This is a genomic window from Rhizobium leucaenae USDA 9039, assembly GCF_000426285.1.
In the GTDB taxonomy this organism is placed as follows: Bacteria; Pseudomonadota; Alphaproteobacteria; order Rhizobiales; family Rhizobiaceae; genus Rhizobium; species Rhizobium leucaenae.
In genome coordinates this window covers 58,659-77,234 of sequence record NZ_AUFB01000013.1, presented here as the reverse complement: position 1 = coordinate 77,234, position 18,576 = coordinate 58,659, and the positions used below count along the sequence as shown (strand labels likewise).

16 protein-coding genes are annotated in these 18,576 nt (G+C 59.0%); 15 read left to right on the top strand and 1 reads right to left on the bottom strand.

What is annotated here, in order from left to right:
* Window positions 1–23: 23 nt before the first annotated feature.
* The 15 genes from K290_RS0119695 to K290_RS0119625 all read left to right on the top strand — a co-directional run bounded on the left by K290_RS0119695 (window position 24) and on the right by K290_RS0119625 (window position 16,135).
* Complete coding sequence (locus tag K290_RS0119695) at window positions 24–1,559, top strand: sugar ABC transporter ATP-binding protein (protein ID WP_028753497.1); 1,536 nt, start codon at window positions 24–26, stop codon at window positions 1,557–1,559.
* Window positions 1,552–2,526, top strand: a complete 975-nt coding sequence (locus tag K290_RS0119690; protein WP_028753496.1) for an ABC transporter permease — start codon at window positions 1,552–1,554, stop codon at window positions 2,524–2,526. Before K290_RS0119695 ends, K290_RS0119690 begins: the two co-directional genes overlap by 8 nt.
* Before the next feature lie 10 nt (window positions 2,527–2,536).
* On the top strand, window positions 2,537–3,241 hold the full coding sequence (gene araD / locus K290_RS0119685) for an L-ribulose-5-phosphate 4-epimerase AraD (RefSeq protein ID WP_028753495.1): 705 nt from the start codon (window positions 2,537–2,539) through the stop codon (window positions 3,239–3,241).
* Window positions 3,242–3,248: 7 nt separating this feature from the next.
* Window positions 3,249–4,865 carry a ribulokinase gene (locus K290_RS0119680; protein WP_028753494.1) on the top strand — a complete coding sequence of 539 codons (1,617 nt, stop codon included), beginning with the start codon at window positions 3,249–3,251 and terminating at the stop codon, window positions 4,863–4,865.
* 43 nt (window positions 4,866–4,908) lie between these two features.
* Window positions 4,909–5,826, top strand: coding sequence for a LysR substrate-binding domain-containing protein (locus K290_RS0119675; protein ID WP_013984691.1), 918 nt, complete (start codon window positions 4,909–4,911; stop codon window positions 5,824–5,826).
* 423 nt (window positions 5,827–6,249) lie between these two features.
* Complete coding sequence (locus tag K290_RS0119670) at window positions 6,250–6,933, top strand: GntR family transcriptional regulator (protein WP_015341888.1); 684 nt, start codon at window positions 6,250–6,252, stop codon at window positions 6,931–6,933.
* Between the two features lie 88 nt (window positions 6,934–7,021).
* Window positions 7,022–7,909 (top strand): NAD(P)-dependent oxidoreductase, encoded by an 888-nt coding sequence (locus K290_RS0119665; protein WP_028753493.1) that lies wholly within the window; start codon window positions 7,022–7,024, stop codon window positions 7,907–7,909.
* A 91-nt stretch (window positions 7,910–8,000) separates the two neighbouring features.
* A complete protein-coding gene (locus K290_RS34560) occupies window positions 8,001–8,429 on the top strand; it encodes a carboxymuconolactone decarboxylase family protein (RefSeq protein WP_004129705.1) in 429 nt (142 codons plus the stop codon).
* A gap of 79 nt (window positions 8,430–8,508) precedes the next feature.
* Window positions 8,509–8,892, top strand: a complete 384-nt coding sequence (locus tag K290_RS0119655; protein WP_028753492.1) for a hypothetical protein — start codon at window positions 8,509–8,511, stop codon at window positions 8,890–8,892.
* Complete coding sequence (locus K290_RS0119650; RefSeq protein ID WP_004129697.1) at window positions 8,889–9,785, top strand: alpha/beta fold hydrolase; 897 nt, start codon at window positions 8,889–8,891, stop codon at window positions 9,783–9,785. The genes K290_RS0119655 and K290_RS0119650 overlap by 4 nt, the downstream gene beginning before the upstream one ends.
* Before the next feature lie 25 nt (window positions 9,786–9,810).
* The gene (locus K290_RS0119645; protein WP_028753491.1) at window positions 9,811–10,977 is read left to right on the top strand and encodes an ABC transporter substrate-binding protein; all 1,167 of its coding nucleotides are present in this window, start codon (window positions 9,811–9,813) and stop codon (window positions 10,975–10,977) included.
* Window positions 10,978–11,067: 90 nt separating this feature from the next.
* Complete coding sequence (locus tag K290_RS0119640) at window positions 11,068–12,621, top strand: sugar ABC transporter ATP-binding protein (RefSeq protein WP_028753490.1); 1,554 nt, start codon at window positions 11,068–11,070, stop codon at window positions 12,619–12,621.
* Complete coding sequence (locus tag K290_RS0119635) at window positions 12,618–13,592, top strand: ABC transporter permease (protein ID WP_015341892.1); 975 nt, start codon at window positions 12,618–12,620, stop codon at window positions 13,590–13,592. The genes K290_RS0119640 and K290_RS0119635 overlap by 4 nt, the downstream gene beginning before the upstream one ends.
* Before the next feature lie 12 nt (window positions 13,593–13,604).
* Window positions 13,605–14,624 carry an ABC transporter permease gene (locus K290_RS0119630; RefSeq protein WP_004129685.1) on the top strand — a complete coding sequence of 340 codons (1,020 nt, stop codon included), beginning with the start codon at window positions 13,605–13,607 and terminating at the stop codon, window positions 14,622–14,624.
* Window positions 14,625–14,647: 23 nt separating this feature from the next.
* Entirely contained in the window at window positions 14,648–16,135 is a 1,488-nt protein-coding gene (locus tag K290_RS0119625) for an NAD-dependent succinate-semialdehyde dehydrogenase (protein ID WP_015341893.1), read from the top strand.
* Between the two features lie 766 nt (window positions 16,136–16,901).
* Here the strand turns inward: K290_RS0119625 and K290_RS0119615 are convergent.
* A complete protein-coding gene (locus K290_RS0119615; RefSeq protein ID WP_004129670.1) occupies window positions 16,902–18,008 on the bottom strand; it encodes an NAD(P)-dependent alcohol dehydrogenase in 1,107 nt (368 codons plus the stop codon).
* Window positions 18,009–18,576 lie beyond the last annotated feature (568 nt).

Here is an 18,576-nt window from a genome sequence, read left to right as displayed (position 1 = left end):
CCCACTCAAAAAGGGCGACCTGAATGACAAACGCTCCGCTGCTCGAGATGAAAGGCATTGCCAAACGCTTCGGCAACACGAAGGCGCTTAATGGCATCGAGCTCGTACTCAATCCCGGCGAGGTTCTCGGCCTGGTCGGCGAGAACGGCGCAGGCAAGTCGACGCTCATGAAAATCCTCTCTGGTGCATATGCACGCGACGAAGGCACCATTTCTGTCAGAGGTAAGGTGGTCGATCTGAACAATCCCAAAGACGGGTCCAGGGCCGGCATCGCGATCATCTACCAGGAGCTGAGCCTGTTTCCGGACTTTGACGCCGCCGAAAACATATTCGCGGGCAGGGAGCTGCGCCACGGGCGTGCAAGTGCATCACCGCTTGACCATTCGGCCATGCGGGCAGCCGCCTCGCGTATCCTGAAGGGCGAGTTAGGCGTGGACGTACCTCTCGACAGGCCAGTTCGAGAGCTTAGCCTCTCGCATCGGCAGATGATCGAGATCGCCAAAGCCATTAGCAGCAACGCCGACATCATCATCATGGACGAGCCGACCGAAGCGCTCGAGGAGGTCGAACGCAAACAGCTGTTCGCCATCATCAAGAAGCTTCAGCAGGCCGGTAAAGCTCTCATATATGTATCTCACCGGATCCAGGAACTCCTCGGCATCGTCAGCCGCGCGTTGGTCTTGCGCGATGGCAGCGCGGTCGCAGACCTGCCCGTATCGGAGCTCGACGTAGACAAGGTCGTCAGTGCGATGATCGGCGGCTCTCTCGCAAAACAGTTTCCTCCCCGCGTCCCGGCAAGGTCCGAACCCTCGTTGGACGTTCGCGGTTTGACGAAAAGGGGTGTCTTCGAAGACATCACCTTCTCGGTAGCCCAGGGTGAAATCCTCGGCGTCACGGGTCTCGAAGGATCAGGCAAGAGCGCGCTCCTGCGGGCGATCTTCGGGCAGATCCCGCATGAGACCGGCTCGATTCTGATCGACGGAAAGCAAGCGGCGATTTCGGACCCGACGGACGCTATTCGTCAACACGTCGCCTTCTTGCCCGCCGAACGTAAAACCGAGGGGATTTTTCCACAACACAATGTCGGCTGGAACCTCTCTATCGCCAACCTTCGAACGCTCGGCAAAATCACGTTGATGCCGAAAAAGGAGCGCGAGATTGCCTCCGGCTACATCGCCAAGCTCGGCGTGAAATGCGACGGCCCCGGTGCCGACATCACATCGCTGAGCGGCGGTAACCAGCAAAAAGTCATGCTTGCTCGCTGGCTGCTCACCCAGCCAAAGGTGCTCATGCTTGAGGAGCCAACGCGTGGCGTCGACGTGCGTGCCAAGGCCGAGGTCTACACCCTCATCCAGGCTGCCGCGAAAGACGGCTGTGCTGTCATCGTGGTGTCCGCCGACAACGCGGAACTGCTTGGATTGTGTCACCGGGTCGCGGTCATGTTCGAAGGACGAATCTCGGCGGTCGTCGATGCTGCGACCTCCAAGGAAGAAACACTCGCTCTTCATTCGGTAAGGCCGCCGCAAGGCCATCATCTTCAGGGAGGTACCCATGGCTGATATTGCAGCTACACGCCCGCGCTCGCCCCTTACGCTCGCACTCAACGGCGGCAATGCCGGCGTTTATCTGGCCTTCGTCGTTCTTCTGGTGGCGCTCGGCTTTGCCGCTCCGCGGTTTTTCACCTTTGGCAACTTGACTGACGTTCTTCGTCAGGCGGTCCCCATTGCCGTGATCGCGTTTGGAGCGACCTTTGTGATCGGGATGCGGGGCATCGACCTCTCCGTCGGTTCGACACTCGCGCTGAGCGGTCTTGTGACCGCAAACCTGATTGTGCTTGGCTATCCCGTTCCTCTGGCATGCGCAGGCGGGATTGCGGTCGGTGCGGTGATCGGACTGGTGAACGGAATCCTGATCACCAAGGTCGGGATCACGGACTTTATCGCCACAATGGCCATCATGGTCATCAGCCGCGGTATCGTGATGGTCTACACTCAGGGTATTCCGATCGTCGGAGCCTCCGACCCCGCCTTCCGAATGATCGGCCAGAGCTATGCCGGCGGTGTTCCTGTTCCGGTCATTCTGACCGCCATCGTCTTCGCGATCGCCTTCTACCTTCTCTATTACACGCGTTTCGGCCGTTTCGTTCTCTCGATCGGCAGCAATCCGGACGCTGCCCGGCTGGTCGGCATCCCCACGGACAAGGTCAAGATCGCCGTTTACGTGCTGGTCGGGGTCCTCTCGGCCTTCGCGGGCATTCTGCTCACCTCGCGCCTTGAAGCCGCCATGCCTGAAGCCGGCCAGGGGTACGAGCTGGATGTCATAGCTGCCGTCGTAATCGGCGGAACGGGTTTGTCTGGCGGACGCGCCACTCTGTTTGGAACTGCCGTGGGTGCCGTTTTGATGGCGGTCGTCCGCAACGCGCTCAACCTGCTCAACGTGAACACCTTCTGGCACCAAGTCGTCATCGGCACGATCATACTGATCGCCGTGGCAGCCGATCGTTTCAGTCGCCGTCAAAAGGCCTGAGGAGGCGATAATGAAATATATCGAGCTCCGCAAGTCCGTTCTTGACGCAAATGCCGCGCTCTACGACCGCGGTCTCGTCATCTCGACGTTCGGTAACGTCAGCGCTATCGACCGCGCAAAGGGTGTTGTCGCCATCAAACCGAGTGGCGTTTCCTATAAGGCAATGCAGGTCGCAGATATCGTTGTAACCGACCTCGATGGCAATATCTTAGAGGGCACGCTGCGACCATCGTCTGATCTCGATACGCACCTGGAACTCTACAAAAGCTTCAAGTCTATCGGTGCCGTGGTCCACACGCACTCGTTCTTCGCGACGGTGTGGGCCCAATCCGGCCGGGGTATCCCTGCCATGGGAACGACCCATGCCGACTATTTCAACGGAACGATCCCCGTTACTCGCAAGCTGCGCGACGACGAAATCATAGACGGTTACGTCCGCAACACGGGCAAGGTCATCGTCGAGGCACTCGGAAACAATGCGCCGCTCTCCGTCCCCGCAGCCCTGGTTAACGATCACGGCCCCTTCTCCTGGGGCAAGGACGCAGCCGACGCCGTTCATAACGCGGAGATGCTCGAGGCTGTCGCCAAGATTGCCTTCCACGCCCGGCAACTGAACCAGGACGATCCAGAAATTTCCGACGCTTTGCTGGACCTCCACTATCAACGCAAGCACGGCCAGTCGGCGACCTACGGCCAGCCAGACAGTTCCAAGTAGGATTATCATGTCGATTGTAGCAGGAGTTGATTTCGGAACCTTGAGCGTGCGGGTAACGCTAGCTGATTCCGAGAAGGGTTCCCTTGGAACCTGCGTCGCGGAATATCCTCTCGAGCGGCGTCGTTCCGATCCCGACCTGGCAACGCAGTCCCACGTAGATCATATGGAAGCGCTTGTGCTGGCGATGCATCGAGTGATGGACGAATGCGGCGTAGATTCCAAGGAGATCCGTGCGATTGCGGTCGACACGACGGGGTCCTCGGTGTTGCCTGTCGACAAAAATATGCAGCCTTTGGGGGACTACTACCTCTGGTGTGACCACCGCGCCAAAGCGGAAGCCGAAGAGATAACGGCGATGGCGCACGACATGCACATTGAAGCAATTGAATGGTGCGGCGGAACCTATTCCCACGAGTGGGGCTTTGCCAAGCTTCTCCACTGGATGCGCCACAACCCCGACCAGCGCGAGCGCTTTGGGACCGCCGTGGAACATTGCGACATGGCAGCCGCGGTCCTCACCGGAGTGACCGACACGGCTCGCATGGTGCGCAGCGTCTGCGCCATGGGACACAAGTGGATGTGGAACCCGAAATGGGGTGGCTTGCCCTCGCAGGCTTTCTTGTCCCGCGTCGATCCGCTTTTCGACGGCGTGCGCGAGAAGATTGGCGGAACATATCAGACCTCTGCTTCGATCGCAGGTGGGCTCAGCACATACTGGGGCGAACGACTCGGCCTGACCGCGGGGATACCAGTTCCCACGGGTGCGTTTGATGCCCATTGGGATGCAATTGGCGCTGGCTGCCGTCTGGGGGACGTCGTCAATGTGATCGGTACGTCGACCTGTATCATTGCCGTTAGTGAACGTGTGAAGCTAATCCCCGGTGTTTGCGGCGTCGTCCCAGGGAGTGCACATCCAGACCTTGTGGGAGTTGAGGCAGGCCTGTCTGCGACAGGCGACCTGTTCGACGCAATAGCACGACGTGCCGGCACGACGGTGTCCAGGCTCGCTGAAGGCCTGGAAAGCATCGAAGGCGGAAAGACCGGTCTGATGCGTCTCCCCTGGGACAACGGGGACCGGACGGTTCTCGTCCGCTCCGACCTTGGTGGAATGACGCTTGGCTGGCATCTCGGCCATACAGCGCAGGACGAACTGTATGCCGCGATTGAAGGTACGGCTTTCCACACACGGGTTGTCCTGGAGCGGATGGAGCAGCACGGCGTTCCAGTCAACCGCGTCATTAATGGGGGAGGTATCCCGCAAAGGAACGACATCCTCAACCAGATCTACGCCAATGTTATAGGCAAGCCCATATTGGTCCCCGACGGTATTCCGACCGGTCTCGGTTCGGGAATATTCGCCGCTCTTGCATCCAAAGATCATGGATCAATCGAGAGCGCTCAGGCAGCCATGTGCGTGGGCTACAGAAAGTTTGAGCCTGATCCGAGCACGCGCGGACGTTATGAGACCCTCTATCAGCTGTTCAAGCAGGTCTATATGGGCTTTGGCACCTCGAGCCTCGCAGACTTCTCGCAAGTTCTCGGAGACATCAAGCGGATTGCTGCAGGTGAGAGTATTCGGTCCGAGTTTGGCCACCGTGCCGCGCGCAAGGTAGCATTGCTATGACCCGCTGTGCTCTTAGATCAGATGTCTATGGATCGAGAACGTGATGACGTCACTTCCATCCATTCGTGCAATACAGTCGTTCGTCGCAGCCGGCAGAAAGGGTTCATTTCTCGAGGCTGCTGCCCAGCTGCAGCTTACTCCCTCGGCGATCAGCCACCAAATCAGGCTGATGGAAGACGACCTTGGGGAAAAACTCTTTCACCGCATTGGAAGGAACGTGTCGCTCACCGAGATTGGCGAGCGATACCACCGTGATCTTTCAGAAGCGCTTTCGATGATTGAGCAGGCGACCGATGAGGTGTGCCGGCGCAACAGCGTCGACGTCCTGAGCGTCGGCTGTGCTTCAAGTCTGGCTTCGCTATGGCTTATGCCAAGATTGCCTCGGTTCGAAGAATTGTATCCCTCGATCGAAATCAGGCTTCTGTCTACATCGGATCCTGCAAAATTGTCCGATGGCTCGGTCGATGTCGATATCTGCTACGGCAGCGCTCCTCGACTGGGCTCTATCGCGGCGGAGGAGTTCCCCCTTGAGACAATCGTCGTAGCCTGCTCTCCCGAGGTGGCGAATGGCGAGCGGCCCATACGCAAGCCATCGGATCTGGTGGGCCACACCTTGATCAAGTCGGAGCAGACGCTTTACAGCTGGCAACAATGGGCGAAGGACCACGGCTTGGCGATTGACGTCAATCGCGGCGCTCGATTTCGCGATGCGTTTATGGCGATCGCGACCGCTGTCGAAGGACGCGGCGTGTGCCTGGAGAGCTACCGGCTTCTTGAACGGGATGTGGAAAGAGGTAACCTCGTCCTTCCGTTCGGGATGACAGGCCCCAACCTTCGTTGCCACACGCTCACATATGTCCGCTCGCGGCTCAGATCAGAAAAGGTCAACGCGTTCAAGCAATGGCTGGAAAACGTATGGCTGGAAGACACTGCCTCGGCTGAAATGCGGGCGCGAGGCTGATCGAACCTCTGACGGGCAGCAAGATCGTCCGGCGTTCTTTAAAACGCCGAGACAGCAATATGCGTGATGCCCAACCTTCTCTTAGCCATGCCTCGAGATTTTTTGAAGTTTTTGCGATTGCGAGGCGAGCGGCCACCGAGCACGATATGCGCCGTCTTCTGTCCTTCTCACCAGTCTATGCGCTGACGACTTCAAGGCCATAGCTGTAGGACCGTGTCAGATCGCGCTCCGGGCGGCGCTATCCGCGACTTAAGAGCCCGCAAGTCTATGGCTGTCAGACACGACGAGCAGGCAAAGCTGTCGCGAAGAGATCAATTGAGGCTCGCAGCTCTCAGACAATCTGGATTGATATTAAGAGCGAATGCCTCCATATGTAGAGAATGATTTAGCGCGGCGTGAGCCGATTTCAGGTGTTGGCGGGCGATGCAGACGGACCTACAGATATCCAGACAAAGTGCGACGTTGCGCGTAAAAGTTGAGGAGACTCTCCGTCAGGCGATAGCCAGTGGGCGATTTAAGCCCGGCCAGCGACTGGTAGAGCGAGAACTTTGCGAAATGCTGGGCGTCGGCAGGACCTCGGTTCGCGAGGCAATGCGACAGCTCGAAGCTGAAGGCATTATCACAAGCTATCCCCATAAGGGACCGGTCGTCAGTACGATCACCTACGAGGAAGCGCAGCAACTCTATACCGTTCGGGCTCTTCTTGAAGGATTCGCGGGCCAGCAGTTCGCTGAGCATGGCACTGCCGCCGACATAGCGACACTTCTAGCCGCGGTGGTCGAATTCGAAGCCGCTGCCGAAAGTGGCGTCGGTGCGCGCCTCATAGATGCGAAAAACGCGTTTTACAACTGTTTGATGGACGGCAGCAAAAACGTGTTCGTAAGGCAAATGCTGACAGCTCTGCATAATCGGATAAATCTCCTTCGAATGACAACCATGACGCAACCGGGACGGCTTGCGCACAGCATTGCCGAAATTAGGGATATTGCGAACGCAATCCAGAATCGCAACGGGCCGTTGGCGGCGGCGGCCTGCAAATTCCATATCGACCAGGCTGCCAAGGTCGCACTTGAATACCTCCGGAAGAACGCAGCGCCAGAAACTTAAAATTTCGATTGACAGATTGTCTGATAATCTTTTTAATCCTCTCTGAAGGAAGGCGGGTTTCATTGCTCGCACGCGTCCGGAGGAAAAAATGTCATCGACACTCAACGCAACGCGCGTGGCCTTTATAGGGCTGGGCGCGATGGGCCAACCTATGGCTCAACATCTCATTTCGGCGGGCTTCGATGTCGTCGGTTTCGACCTCTCGAAAGATGCCAGGATAAAGCTCGCTGATGCGGGCGGGCGAGCCGCCGAAACGATTTCTGACGCCATGGTCGGGGCCAGTTTCGTGATCACCATGCTTCCGAACGGCAAGATCGTGCGCGAGGCGCTGCTGGGCGAAAACGCCTGTGGCGGCCTGAAGCAGAATGCCGTCGTCATAGACATGAGTTCGTCTGCTCCAAACGACACAAGGGAACTCGGTCTCGAACTTGCTTCTCGTGGCCTTCGGCTGGTTGACGCCCCGGTCTCCGGAGGCGTCAAGCGCGCCGTTTCTGGCACCTTGACAATCATGGCCGGTGGGGAGGATGCTGATATCGAGGAGGCCGAGCCGCTGCTGAAGGCAGTGGGACAACAGGTGTTCCGGACGGGGCCAGTTGGCTCGGGTCACGCGATGAAAGCGATTAACAACTTCGTATCCGGTGCAGGTGTGCTGGCGGCGATCGAGGGTGTCCTTCTTGGACGCGCCTTCGGCCTGGAGCCGGCGACGATCGTCGATATTCTCAACTCGTCGTCTGGAAAGAACAACGCCACCGAAGTGAAGATGAAGCAGTTCATCCTCTCTGAGACGTTCGGGTCGGGATTTGCCATTGGCCTGATGGCCAAGGATATCCGCATCGCCGCCGATCTCGCCAAGACGCTTGGTCTTCGCCTCGATGCTCTCGCCAGCACGGCAGACGCCTGGGATGCTGCACAGAAGGCGCTAGGCCCATCCGAGGACCACACCCGTATTATCCGATACGTCGAAGATCACAATTAGCCTCGGAAACTCGCGAACTCGGGCGAAACAGACAGATTGTCTGATAATCAGTTGATCTTGTCGTAGACAGTAAAGCTAGGAGCGTTGTCGAATGACCGCCACGAAAGAAACGAAAGTGAAAACACACGGCAAGGAGCGGCCTGTCCCTTCGAAACAGTTCGCTCAAGGGCTGGCGACGCGTCGTGAAGTCATGGGCGATGCCTATGTCGACGCAGCACTCGGTAAGGCGACCGACTTCACCTGGCCTATGCAGCAGCTCGTCACTGAGTATTGCTGGAACGAGATCTGGAATCGACCAGGCCTCGACAGGCGCGCGCGGTCCATTCTGAACCTTGGCATGATCTCTGTCCTCAATCGTCCGCATGAGCTCAAGGGCCACGTGCGCGGCGCGATCAACAACGGCCTCACCAAGGAGGAAATCCAGGAGATTTTCCTGCAGGTCGCGATCTACGCCGGCGTACCGGCGGGCATCGACAGCTTCCGAAACGCCCAGGAGGTCTTCAACGAAATGGGCATCTGAAGCCGCCGCCGCTGGGCGTGGCGGAAAATTTTGAAAGGCGTGGATCGGCCGCGCCGTTTTAACCAGGGAGGAGCCGAACTTGGCCATCGATCTCGAGAAGTTCAAAAAACTGGCGCTGGAGGACTTCGAGTTCAAGCGCGAAACCCGTTATCTCAACGGCATTATCAAATGCGATTTTCCGAGCCGCAGCGTCGCACTCCACTTCGAAGACGGCAAGATGGTGAAGGTCGAAGAAGCCGCCTACGACGACGAGAAGTGCAAGATCGTCATCCGGGGCACGGGTGAACAGTGGGACGCGCTTCTCCAGAAGAAGCCGCGGCCGTTTTATCAGTGCCTGCAGTCGTCAAACATCAAACACGGTCTGTTCCTTAGCAACAATAACGAAACCTTCGCGTATCTCCCTGCGCTCAATCGCATGACGAGCCTGATGCGCGAAGCCCGCCCGGAAGGAGTAGCAGCATGACCAGACATGATCCAATCACGGGCCGTTACGTCTACCTGACGATCGAAGGCATCGAATATCGCGTCTATTACGAGGAAGCCGGAGAGGGCATTCCCTTGCTTGTCGGTCACACGGCGGGCTCCGACGGCCGCCAGTACCGCCACACGCTCTGCGACGAAGACGTGACCAAGAACTTCCGCGTTATCGCGTTCGACTTGCCCTATCACGGGAAGTCTCTTCCTCCACACGGCGTTCGCTGGTGGGAGAAAGAGTACAACATGACCAAGAAGTTCATGATGGATTTCCAACTGGAACTCTCTAAGGCCCTTGGTCTGGACCGCCCCGTTTATATGGGTAGCTCGATGGGCGGACATCTTGCTATCGATCTGGCGTCGAATTACCCCGACAACTTCCGCGCTACTATCTCCGTCGAAGGGGCACTGCGCTCGGCTGCCGAATATGTCGATGTCGGCATGGCAGGCATTAGGAAAGAATTCGACAACCCAAACGTGAACCGCACCTCCATCGGCGCGGCCATGATGCTCAATATCTCGCCCTACTCACCAGAAGCCAATGTCCGCGAAATCCAGTGGGAATATAGCTGCGGCGGTCCGGGCGTCTTCGCAGGTGACCTCTATTACTACTACTACGACCACAATGTCTCACCCGAAGAGGCGAGCAAGATCGATACGTCGAAGTGCATGCTGTACTTCCTGACGGGCGAATACGATCCGAATACCTCCCCGGCCGACACCAAGATCGCCGCCGATCTCGTCAAGGGCAGCAAGTTCTGGACGATGGAGAAGCTCGGTCATTTCCCGGTCACCGAAGACTACACCGAGTTCAGAAAATACCTGCTGCCGATCCTCGAGGAAATCCGGCAGGCATCCGCAACCAGGGCGAAAGTCGCCTGAAACAATCTCTTGGGAGGAGCATCCAATGAGACGGAGTTTAACCGGAACCATGGGGGCGCTGATCGCGGTCAGCGCCCTGACGACCACGGCCTGGGCTGACGGCGTCGACCAGCTCCCCGCCAACGAGAAGAAAATCTACGAGGTCGTCGACCCGCAGGTTCCGCTCGGAGCGAGTGCCTACAAGGACTTCAAACCGAAGAAGGGACCGCCCTGGAAGATCGGCTACGCCAGTAGCTATGCCGGCAATACGTGGCGCGCAGCGGCCCTCGATGCCGTCATGAATGACCTCTTGCCGCGCTCCAAAAAAGCGGGGCTCGTATCTGAAGTCGTGGTCACTCAGTCCGACCTCAAGGACGCCGTCCAGATTCAGCAGATGCGCCAGATGGTTGATGATGGTGTTGATGCCATCATCATCTGCTGCTCGAACGTCACCGCTCTCAATCAGACGATCGAGTACGCCTATAAGGCAGGCGTTCCTGTCTTCTCGTTTTCGGGATACGTGACGTCGCCTTACGCGATCAACGGCGCTGCCAATCACGCGCAGGGCGGCGGCGAGATGGCGATCTGGCTCGCAGACAAGATCGGCAAGAAAGGCAACGTGCTTCTCGTGTCGGGCATCCCTGGCTTCGCCTCATCCGACAGCTTCGACAAGGCCGCCAAAGACGCGCTGGCAAAGTATCCCGACATCAAGATTGTCGGCGAAGTGGCTGGCAAGTGGACCGACCAGGTAGCACAGGTCGAGGTGCAGAAATTTTTGGCGACGAACCCCATCCAGATTGACGGTATTCTGACACAGGGCGCGCAGGAGAACGGCGTGTTGAACGCCATGCTCCAGTCGGGCCGCGACATGGTGCCGATTACGCTGGGCGGCGAGGCTTCGGCGGCATGTTACTGGCGCCAGAATCCGGAATGGATCGATGCCGGCTTCCATATCTGGCCGCCGCGCCGCGAGATGCAGCAGATGTGGGAGATCATGCTTCGCACGCTCGAAGGGCAGGGGCCAAAGGTGCAGTCCTTCCTGCGCCCAGTCCTGCCGTTCACAATCGATGACGTTCGCGCCGCGATCCCCGAGGATTGCGATTTGAACTCGACTGATTTCGTCGAACCGAAGGCGGACGGATGGTTCCCAAGTGCGATTGCCGACCAGTACTTCGAGCGTCCTGCCGATCCCTGGAAGCCGGTAGCCCAGTAAGCCGGATCCGCCCGGTGGCTTAACCGCCGGGCGGGACCTTGGATGATCGTAAAAGCCGCCTTGGCGGACGTTGCGGGTGGGAGGTCTGCGATGGACAGCGAGATAACAGTCAGAATGATAGATGTCGCCAAGGCGTTCGGGGAGACGAGGGCACTCAAGAAGTGCGACTTCGAGGCCCGCGCCGGAGAGGTGCACGCCATCGTCGGCGAGAACGGCAGCGGCAAGAGCACGATGGCCAAGATCATGTCGGGCGTTTTGCACCCGGACGCAGGCAAGGTCACGATCCTGGGTGAAAAGGTTGCCTCGCCCGTCGACGCCAAGCGGGTCGGCCTGACCACCATCTTCCAGGAAGTACTGGTTGCCGACGAGGCCAGCGTGTTCGAGAACCTCTATGTCGGTCGTGACGGTGTCTTTCGTTCGCAGTCGACCGGCGATCGGCGGACAGAAGCGGCTGAAATCGTGGCGCGGCTCGTCGGAAAATCCGTAGACCTCGATCAGCTGGCAGGCAGCCTCCCACTCAGCATCAAACAGTGGATCGTCATCGCCCGGGCTATCCTTCGCAAGCCGCAGGTGCTGATTCTCGACGAATCTTCGGCCGCGCTCGACCTCGACTCGACCCTCCGGCTCCATGCGGAAATCGACCGCCTTCGTGCCGAGGGCGCGACGATCCTCATCGTCACCCACCGGATCGCCGAACTCGTGCGTATCGCCGACCGTGCGACGATCCTGCGTGATGGGATAACTGTCGGTACGCTCGGAAAGGACGAGATCACCGAGGAAAACCTGCTGTCCATGATGACGCCGGCAGATCGGCGCGCCAGCGATGCGACAGAATACGCCTCCCGAAAGAAGCCGCTCTCGGCCCCTCTAATACTAACTGCGACTGGTCTCGCCGCGCACCGGTCGGCGCGCCTGTTCGATTTCGACCTTCCCAAGGGGAGCATCGTCGGCGTGGCCGGGCTTGATGGGCAGGGGCAGGACGCTTTTATCCGCGCCTTGGCGGGCATCATCCAGCCGTTCGGTGGCGAGGTGAAGGTCCGCTCGGTGGATACGGACAAGATGGTCCCGCTGCGATCGCTCGACGATGCTGCAAACCTCGGTGTTTCCTACGTCTCCGGGGACCGCAAGCGCGAGGGTATTTTCCCGCAACAAAGCATCTTCGAAAATCTCGCCATCGGTGTCTACAGGAAGAAGCTCGGCCCCCTGGGTGTGATCCGCAAGCCCACGCTGAAACCGATGTTCAAGCGCGAAGTGGATCGTCTGCGCATCAAGATCGGCAGCCCGTCGAACAGGATCACCTCACTGTCGGGTGGCAACCAACAGAAGGTGCTCATCGGGCGCGCCTTCGCAAACGATCCCCAAGTCATCCTCCTGAATGACCCCGCCCGCGGCGTCGATCTCGGCACCAAGCGCGACCTCTACCGCGAACTCCGCCTGTTTGCTGAAAAAGGCGGCAGTGTCATCTACCTGTCGACTGAGATCGAGGAGTTCATCGGGTTTGCCGATCGCGTCGACGTGTTCTTCGGGGGAACGTTGTTTCGATCCCTGACCGGCGAGGAAATCGCCGAGGCACCAATCCTCGCCGCTATGTTCGGGAAAGCCCGGGACGCTTCCGTTGATTTCGATCTGGAAAGGACCGCATGATGTCTGCAACCGCTTTCCGTCAAGTCACGCAGGACCGCTCGCTGTACGTTCCGGCCGGGCTTTTCCTTGTCCTCCTTTGCGCCGTCGCCTTCCGTGGCCAAGGTCTGTTCACGAACAATGGTCTGGCCGGAGCCATTCTGGTTGCAACGCCGCTGATCCTCACCGCGCTCGCGATAACACCGATCGTCATGGCGGGCCGCGGAGCCGTGGACCTTTCCGTCGGACCGCTGATGGGCTTCGTCAACGTCACGCTCATTACGTGGCTGGTCGGCAACGGCATCACGCACCCTGTGGCCATCATTGCCTGGGCGGTGGGATTGGGAGCGGCGTTCCAGTTGGTGCAAGCGCTCGTGATCATCTACGTGCGCGTCGCGCCCATCATCGTCACGCTCTCCGGTTTCCTCGTTCTGTCGGGCGTCAACCTGATGGTCATGTCGCGTCCCGGCGGTGTCGCTCCAGACTGGATGCTAAGCTGGGGCGCGGGAACGAGCGTATTTTCGCCTGTCCTGTTGCTTCTGCTCGGCGCTTTCGCAATCTGGGGCGTCCTGAGGGGCACGATGTTTTACCGCAACCTGCGGATGACAGGCGCTGACGAGCGGATGGCCTATACCAGTGGTGTGCAGGTCGACGTCGTGCGCATCATCGCCCATATGGTCGGCGGCGTTTTTGCCGGGCTCGCCGCATTGAGCTACACCGCGCTGATCTCATCCGGCGACCCGACCCAGGGCAGCACCTACACGCTGCAAGCGGTCACGGCGCTGGTCCTTGGCGGCGCCAGTCTCTCCGGGGGGCGCGGCGGTGCGCTCGGCTCGACGCTCGGCGCGATCAACATGTTCCTCATCTCGTATCTTCTGTCCACTTTCAACTTCGGTACGGTTTCGGGCTTCGTTACGCAAATGGCCTTTGGCCTGATCCTCGTTGGATCACTTCTCGTGAACGTCTTCGTCATCAGCCGCCGCACTGTCGCGTGAGGGAGTAAGGAAATGATCTCCACTGTCTTGAACACAGAAATCGGCGCGGCCCGTGGCGCCAGCCCTTTGCGCAAGCACAAGAGTATTTCGATCGGCTTTTGTCTCCTTGCATGTCTGCTCATTCTTGGAGCGCTGCTCGTGCCGGGCTTCGTGTCGCCGCAGAACGCGCGATCGATCCTCCTGCTCGCCGCCTTCCTGGGGCTGGCGTCTGTCGGGCAGACGCTCTGCGCGCTCGTTGGAGCGCTGGATCTTTCCATCCCATACATCATCGGTGGCGCCAATATCCTGCTTCCAAGCCTCATGGTGGCGGGTCTTCCGGCGCCCGTCGCCATGATCGTCGTGCTCGTCCTTGGCACTTTGGTCGGGGCTTGCAACGGCGCCCTCAGCTTCCGGCTGCAGGGTCAGGCGCTGATCATGTCGCTCGGCCTGGGTTTCGCGGCCGTCGGGGCGGTCCAGATCTACACCTCGCTCGGATCGCAGTTCGGCGGTACCGTCTTTGCGCCCGTCCCCGGATGGCTTCGCAACCTTTCGGCGTTCAACGGCAAGTTCTTCGGTCTGCCGTTTCCACCGGTTATCGTCATATGGGCTTTCATCGCCGTCGCCCTGGGCTGGATAATGCACAACACCTGGTTTGGCCGGAGCCTCTATGCTGTTGGCGGGAGCCGCACGGCCGCCGCCCGCCTCGGAATCTCGGAATTCAAGATCTGGACAGTGATCCACAGCGTCAGCGGGGCGATGTCGGCACTCACCGGAATGCTGCTCCTCGGTTTCTCCGGCGGCGGTTTCGTCGGGGTCGGTGATCCCTATCTGTTCACCACCGTGGCGGCGGTCGTTATCGGCGGAACATCTCTTCTAGGTGGTGCCGGCGGGTATGGAGCGACCGTCCTCGGCGTCCTCGTGCTTACTGTCCTGACCTCGCTTCTCGTCGGCCTGGGGCTCAGTTTCCCGGCACAACAGGCCGTCGTAGGGCTGCTGATCGTCCCCATGGTCGCGATCTACGCCCGCTCACCACACATCCGTAATCAGATTTGAACGTTGCATCGAAAGGAATATCAATGGCTATCTCCACCGCTCTACTGGATCGCCTGAAAGACCCCTCCCTGGTACGCGAGGAAATGCTGGTAGGAGGCGACTGGCGAAAAGAGGGCGCGAGCGGCAAGACGATCCAGGTCCACAATCCCTCGACTGGGGACGTGATTGCGAGTCTCCCGAGCGCAGGACTCCAGGACGTCCGCGAAGCCATCGACGTCGCCAAACTCGCCCAGAAAAAGTGGGCCGCACGATCGGGCAAGGAACGTGCCGGCGTCATGCGGAAGTTCTTCGACCTCGTCACGGCCAACACCGAGGACCTCGCGATCATCCTGACGTCCGAGATGGGCAAGCCTCTGGCCGAGGCACGCGGCGAGATCGCCTACGGCGCTTCCTACATTGAATGGTTCGGGGAAGAAGCCAAGCGTGTTTACGGGGACACCATTCCGGGGCATCAGGCCGACAAGCGCCTAATAGTCATCAAACAGCCCGTCGGCGTGGTGGCGGCCATCGCGCCCTGGAACTTTCCTTCCGCCATGGTCTGCCGCAAGATCGCCCCGGCGCTGGCATCCGGCTGCGCCATCATCTTCAAGCCGGCCGCCGAAACCCCATTGTCGGCCCTTGCTCTTGCCATCCTCGCTGAGCGTGCGGGAATACCCGGCGGCCTGTTCAGCGTCCTGCCGACAGACAACGCCCGGATGTTCGGTGAAGAAGTCTGCTCGAACCCCGTCGTCAAGAAGCTGACCTTCACAGGGTCTACCGAGGTCGGGCGCATCCTGATGGCGCAGGGCGCACAAAAGATCATGAAGCTCAGCCTCGAACTCGGCGGCAACGCTCCCTTCATCGTCTTCGACGATGCCGACCTCGACGAGGCCGTGGAAGGAGCGATGCTGTCCAAGTTCCGCAATGCCGGCCAGACCTGCGTTTGCGCCAACCGTCTCTACGTCCAGAGCGGGGTTTACGACCGCTTCATAGAAAAACTGGCGGCGCGGGTTTCCGCGCTCAAGGTCCTTGACGGGTTCGAGGATGGAGCCACCATCGGTCCGCTGATCAACGAGGATGCAGTAGCGAAGCTCTACAGCCACATCGATGACGCTGTCGGTAAGGGTGCGAAGGTCGTTGTCGGCGGCGCAAGGGACGAGCGTGGTGGCACCTTCGTCCAGCCGACGCTTCTCTCGGAAGCCACAAAGGAAATGAAGGTCGCACGAGAGGAGACCTTTGCGCCGCTCGCCCCGGTCTTCAGGTTCGAAACGACAGACGAGGTCATTGAACTGGCCAACGACACCGAGTTCGGTCTCGCTGCCTACTTCTACGCCAACGACCTTCGAAATGTCTGGAAGGTTACGGAGGCCCTGGAGTACGGGATGGTCGGCGTCAACACCGGCCTGATCTCGACGGAGGTCGCACCGTTCGGCGGCGTCAAGCAGTCGGGGTTCGGCCGCGAGGGCTCGAAATACGGCATGGATGACTTCCTTTCGATGAAATACGTCTGCATGGGCGGCATACAGTCGTAGTCCAACGGTTGGTGGCGCGTCTTAAGGCTCGCCACCCGCAATGTTTTAGCTGGTCACGGAGGCCCGATGACACATTCTGCAGTAGGCGGGGAAACTCTTGGTCAAGACCGCGCCGACAGCCTTCAAAAAGAGGCGGTCGACCGCGAGCAGGACCCGGCCGATCACGCTGCCCAGGCGAACGTCGAGGGCAGAACGGCAATGGAACGTCGGAACGTGCGGAGAGAGGCAGGCGCTAGACTCACCTTTGTGCTGGGTCTGTCTGCTTAAGGCTCGCGTTGACGCAACGTCTGATGACCCATCTCGATAGTTTCGTAGGTATTTTTCGACGGGACGAGGACAGCGCGCCACCGGCCACTCGCTGGCAAGATCATCACCGGTTGTCTGGCATTTTCCTGGTGGCACGTTGACGCAAGGCGCACGTGTCGGGACGCTCGTGCCTGCCCGCCCCAGTGCTCTTATGACTCAAGGGCAGCATCAGTTGAACCTCACTTCACATTTGCAGATTCTGCAATGGCTTGCGGCCGTCAACTGCCGCAAGGCCCTGATGCGGCGGTCACAGATCGCCGAGAAACTGCGCCGTCGCAGACTAATATTTTGACCTGGAAGAGCTCACTATCGTTACCGCGACTTGGTCGCGTTGCAATGATGAAACGGTGTTGCGCCTCACACCTGCGTTCCAGAGTGTCCGGGCGAGACCGTGACGACCACGGCCCCGCCGGACGTTGCCTTGGGAGGCTGACTTCTGGACAATGTTCGTGACGGGAGCTTAGTGCTTCATGCGCAGGATCGGCTTGATGACCTTGCCGCTCTCGGAATCGGCCATTGCCTCGTTGATCTGGTTGAGATCGTAGAACTGGACGAGCTTGTCGAACGGGAACCGTCCCTGCTGCCAGTATTCGATGAGCTCGGGTATGAATTTGGAGGGAATGCTCTGGCCTTCGACCACACCGACGAGCGTACGGCCGAACAGAAAGTTGCCGATATCGACGATCCCTTCCGTTCCGAGCGCGGACGATCCGACCAGTCCACAGGTTCCTGGGGTGCCGAGGCAATCGACCGCTTGGCGAAACACCTTCGGCGAGCTCGTGCATTCGAGACTGAAGTCTGCGCCTTCGGGAATGATTTCCCTGATTGCCTTGACGCTATCCCCATTGCGGGCGTTTATGATGTGGGTTGCACCCAGTTCAATCGCCAGTTCGAGACGTTCATCGTTAAGGTCGATCACGATGATGGTCGAGCATCCGGCGATCTTCGCCGCCATTACGGCTGCCATGCCGACCGCACCCGCGCCGAACACTGCAATGGAAGATCCCGGTTGGGGCTTGAGGCAGTTGAGAACCGCTCCGGCGCCCGTTTGCAGCCCGCAGCCCAGCGGTCCCATGAGTTCGAGCGGAACATCTTTGGAAACCTTGACCGCATTGCGCTCGCTGGCGATGGCGTAGGTGGCGAAAGAAGACTGCTCGAAGAAGCACCCGCTGATCTGGGTACCGTGTGAATCATGTAGCGGGCAACTGCCATCCGGCCGGGTGCCACGGAAATTTCTGCCGAAAAAGTCTTCACAATAATAAGGCGTGCCTCCCCGGCACTTTTCGCATTTCCCGCAATATGCGTAGCTTAGAGCCACGTGGTCACCGGGCGAAAGCCCTTTTACATCGGCCCCGACCACTTCCACGACGCCGGAGCCTTCATGGCCGAGAACCACGGGCTGCGGTACGTCATATCCTTGGTCGCGAACAACCATGTCGGTGTGGCAGACACCGCTCGCCACGATCCGGACGAGGATTTCGTCGGGGCGAGGTTGATCGATCCCGATGCACTCCAGAACAAGAGGCTTTGCCTTTTCGCGCGAAATTGCAGCGTATGCTTCTTTCATAAAATGACTCCTTAAGTGCGCGCTCGGCCGGTGGGTGACACTTGTAGGCGTTAGCAGACAATCAGTCAATTATCTTCAGTGAACGAAAATGCTCGCTGAGGCCAATGCCAACGCGCTACACGGACATGTAAAGAAACAAAGCGATGTAATATCAATTGCTTCCTCAGGGTATGCGGCCGATCTAGATCTTGGCCCGAATTGTTGGCTGAACTGGAATTTGCTTGACAGATTGACTGAGTCTGACGTGACGTTCATCGAACGCTCCGGCTGACGGTAGCGCCCGTATTTCCTGCGCCTCGCAGCCTCATTTTCCGGGCAATGGTAGCGATAATGGCGCCAAACTTCCTTTTCATGAACCTCGCCGGCGAGGCGCGGTCTGCTGTGTTCCCTGTTGCGCGCTCGTGGGGTGAGGTGACGGACGGTTGCTTTGTCTTATTGCTATATCGAACCGAGCCGCAATAAAAGAACAACTAAATCAGCGTGATAACACAGACGACACGTCGAAAATCCGAAATTCAAGATACTTTATTGACAGATTGTCTGCTTATTCATAATGATGCGATCTGCC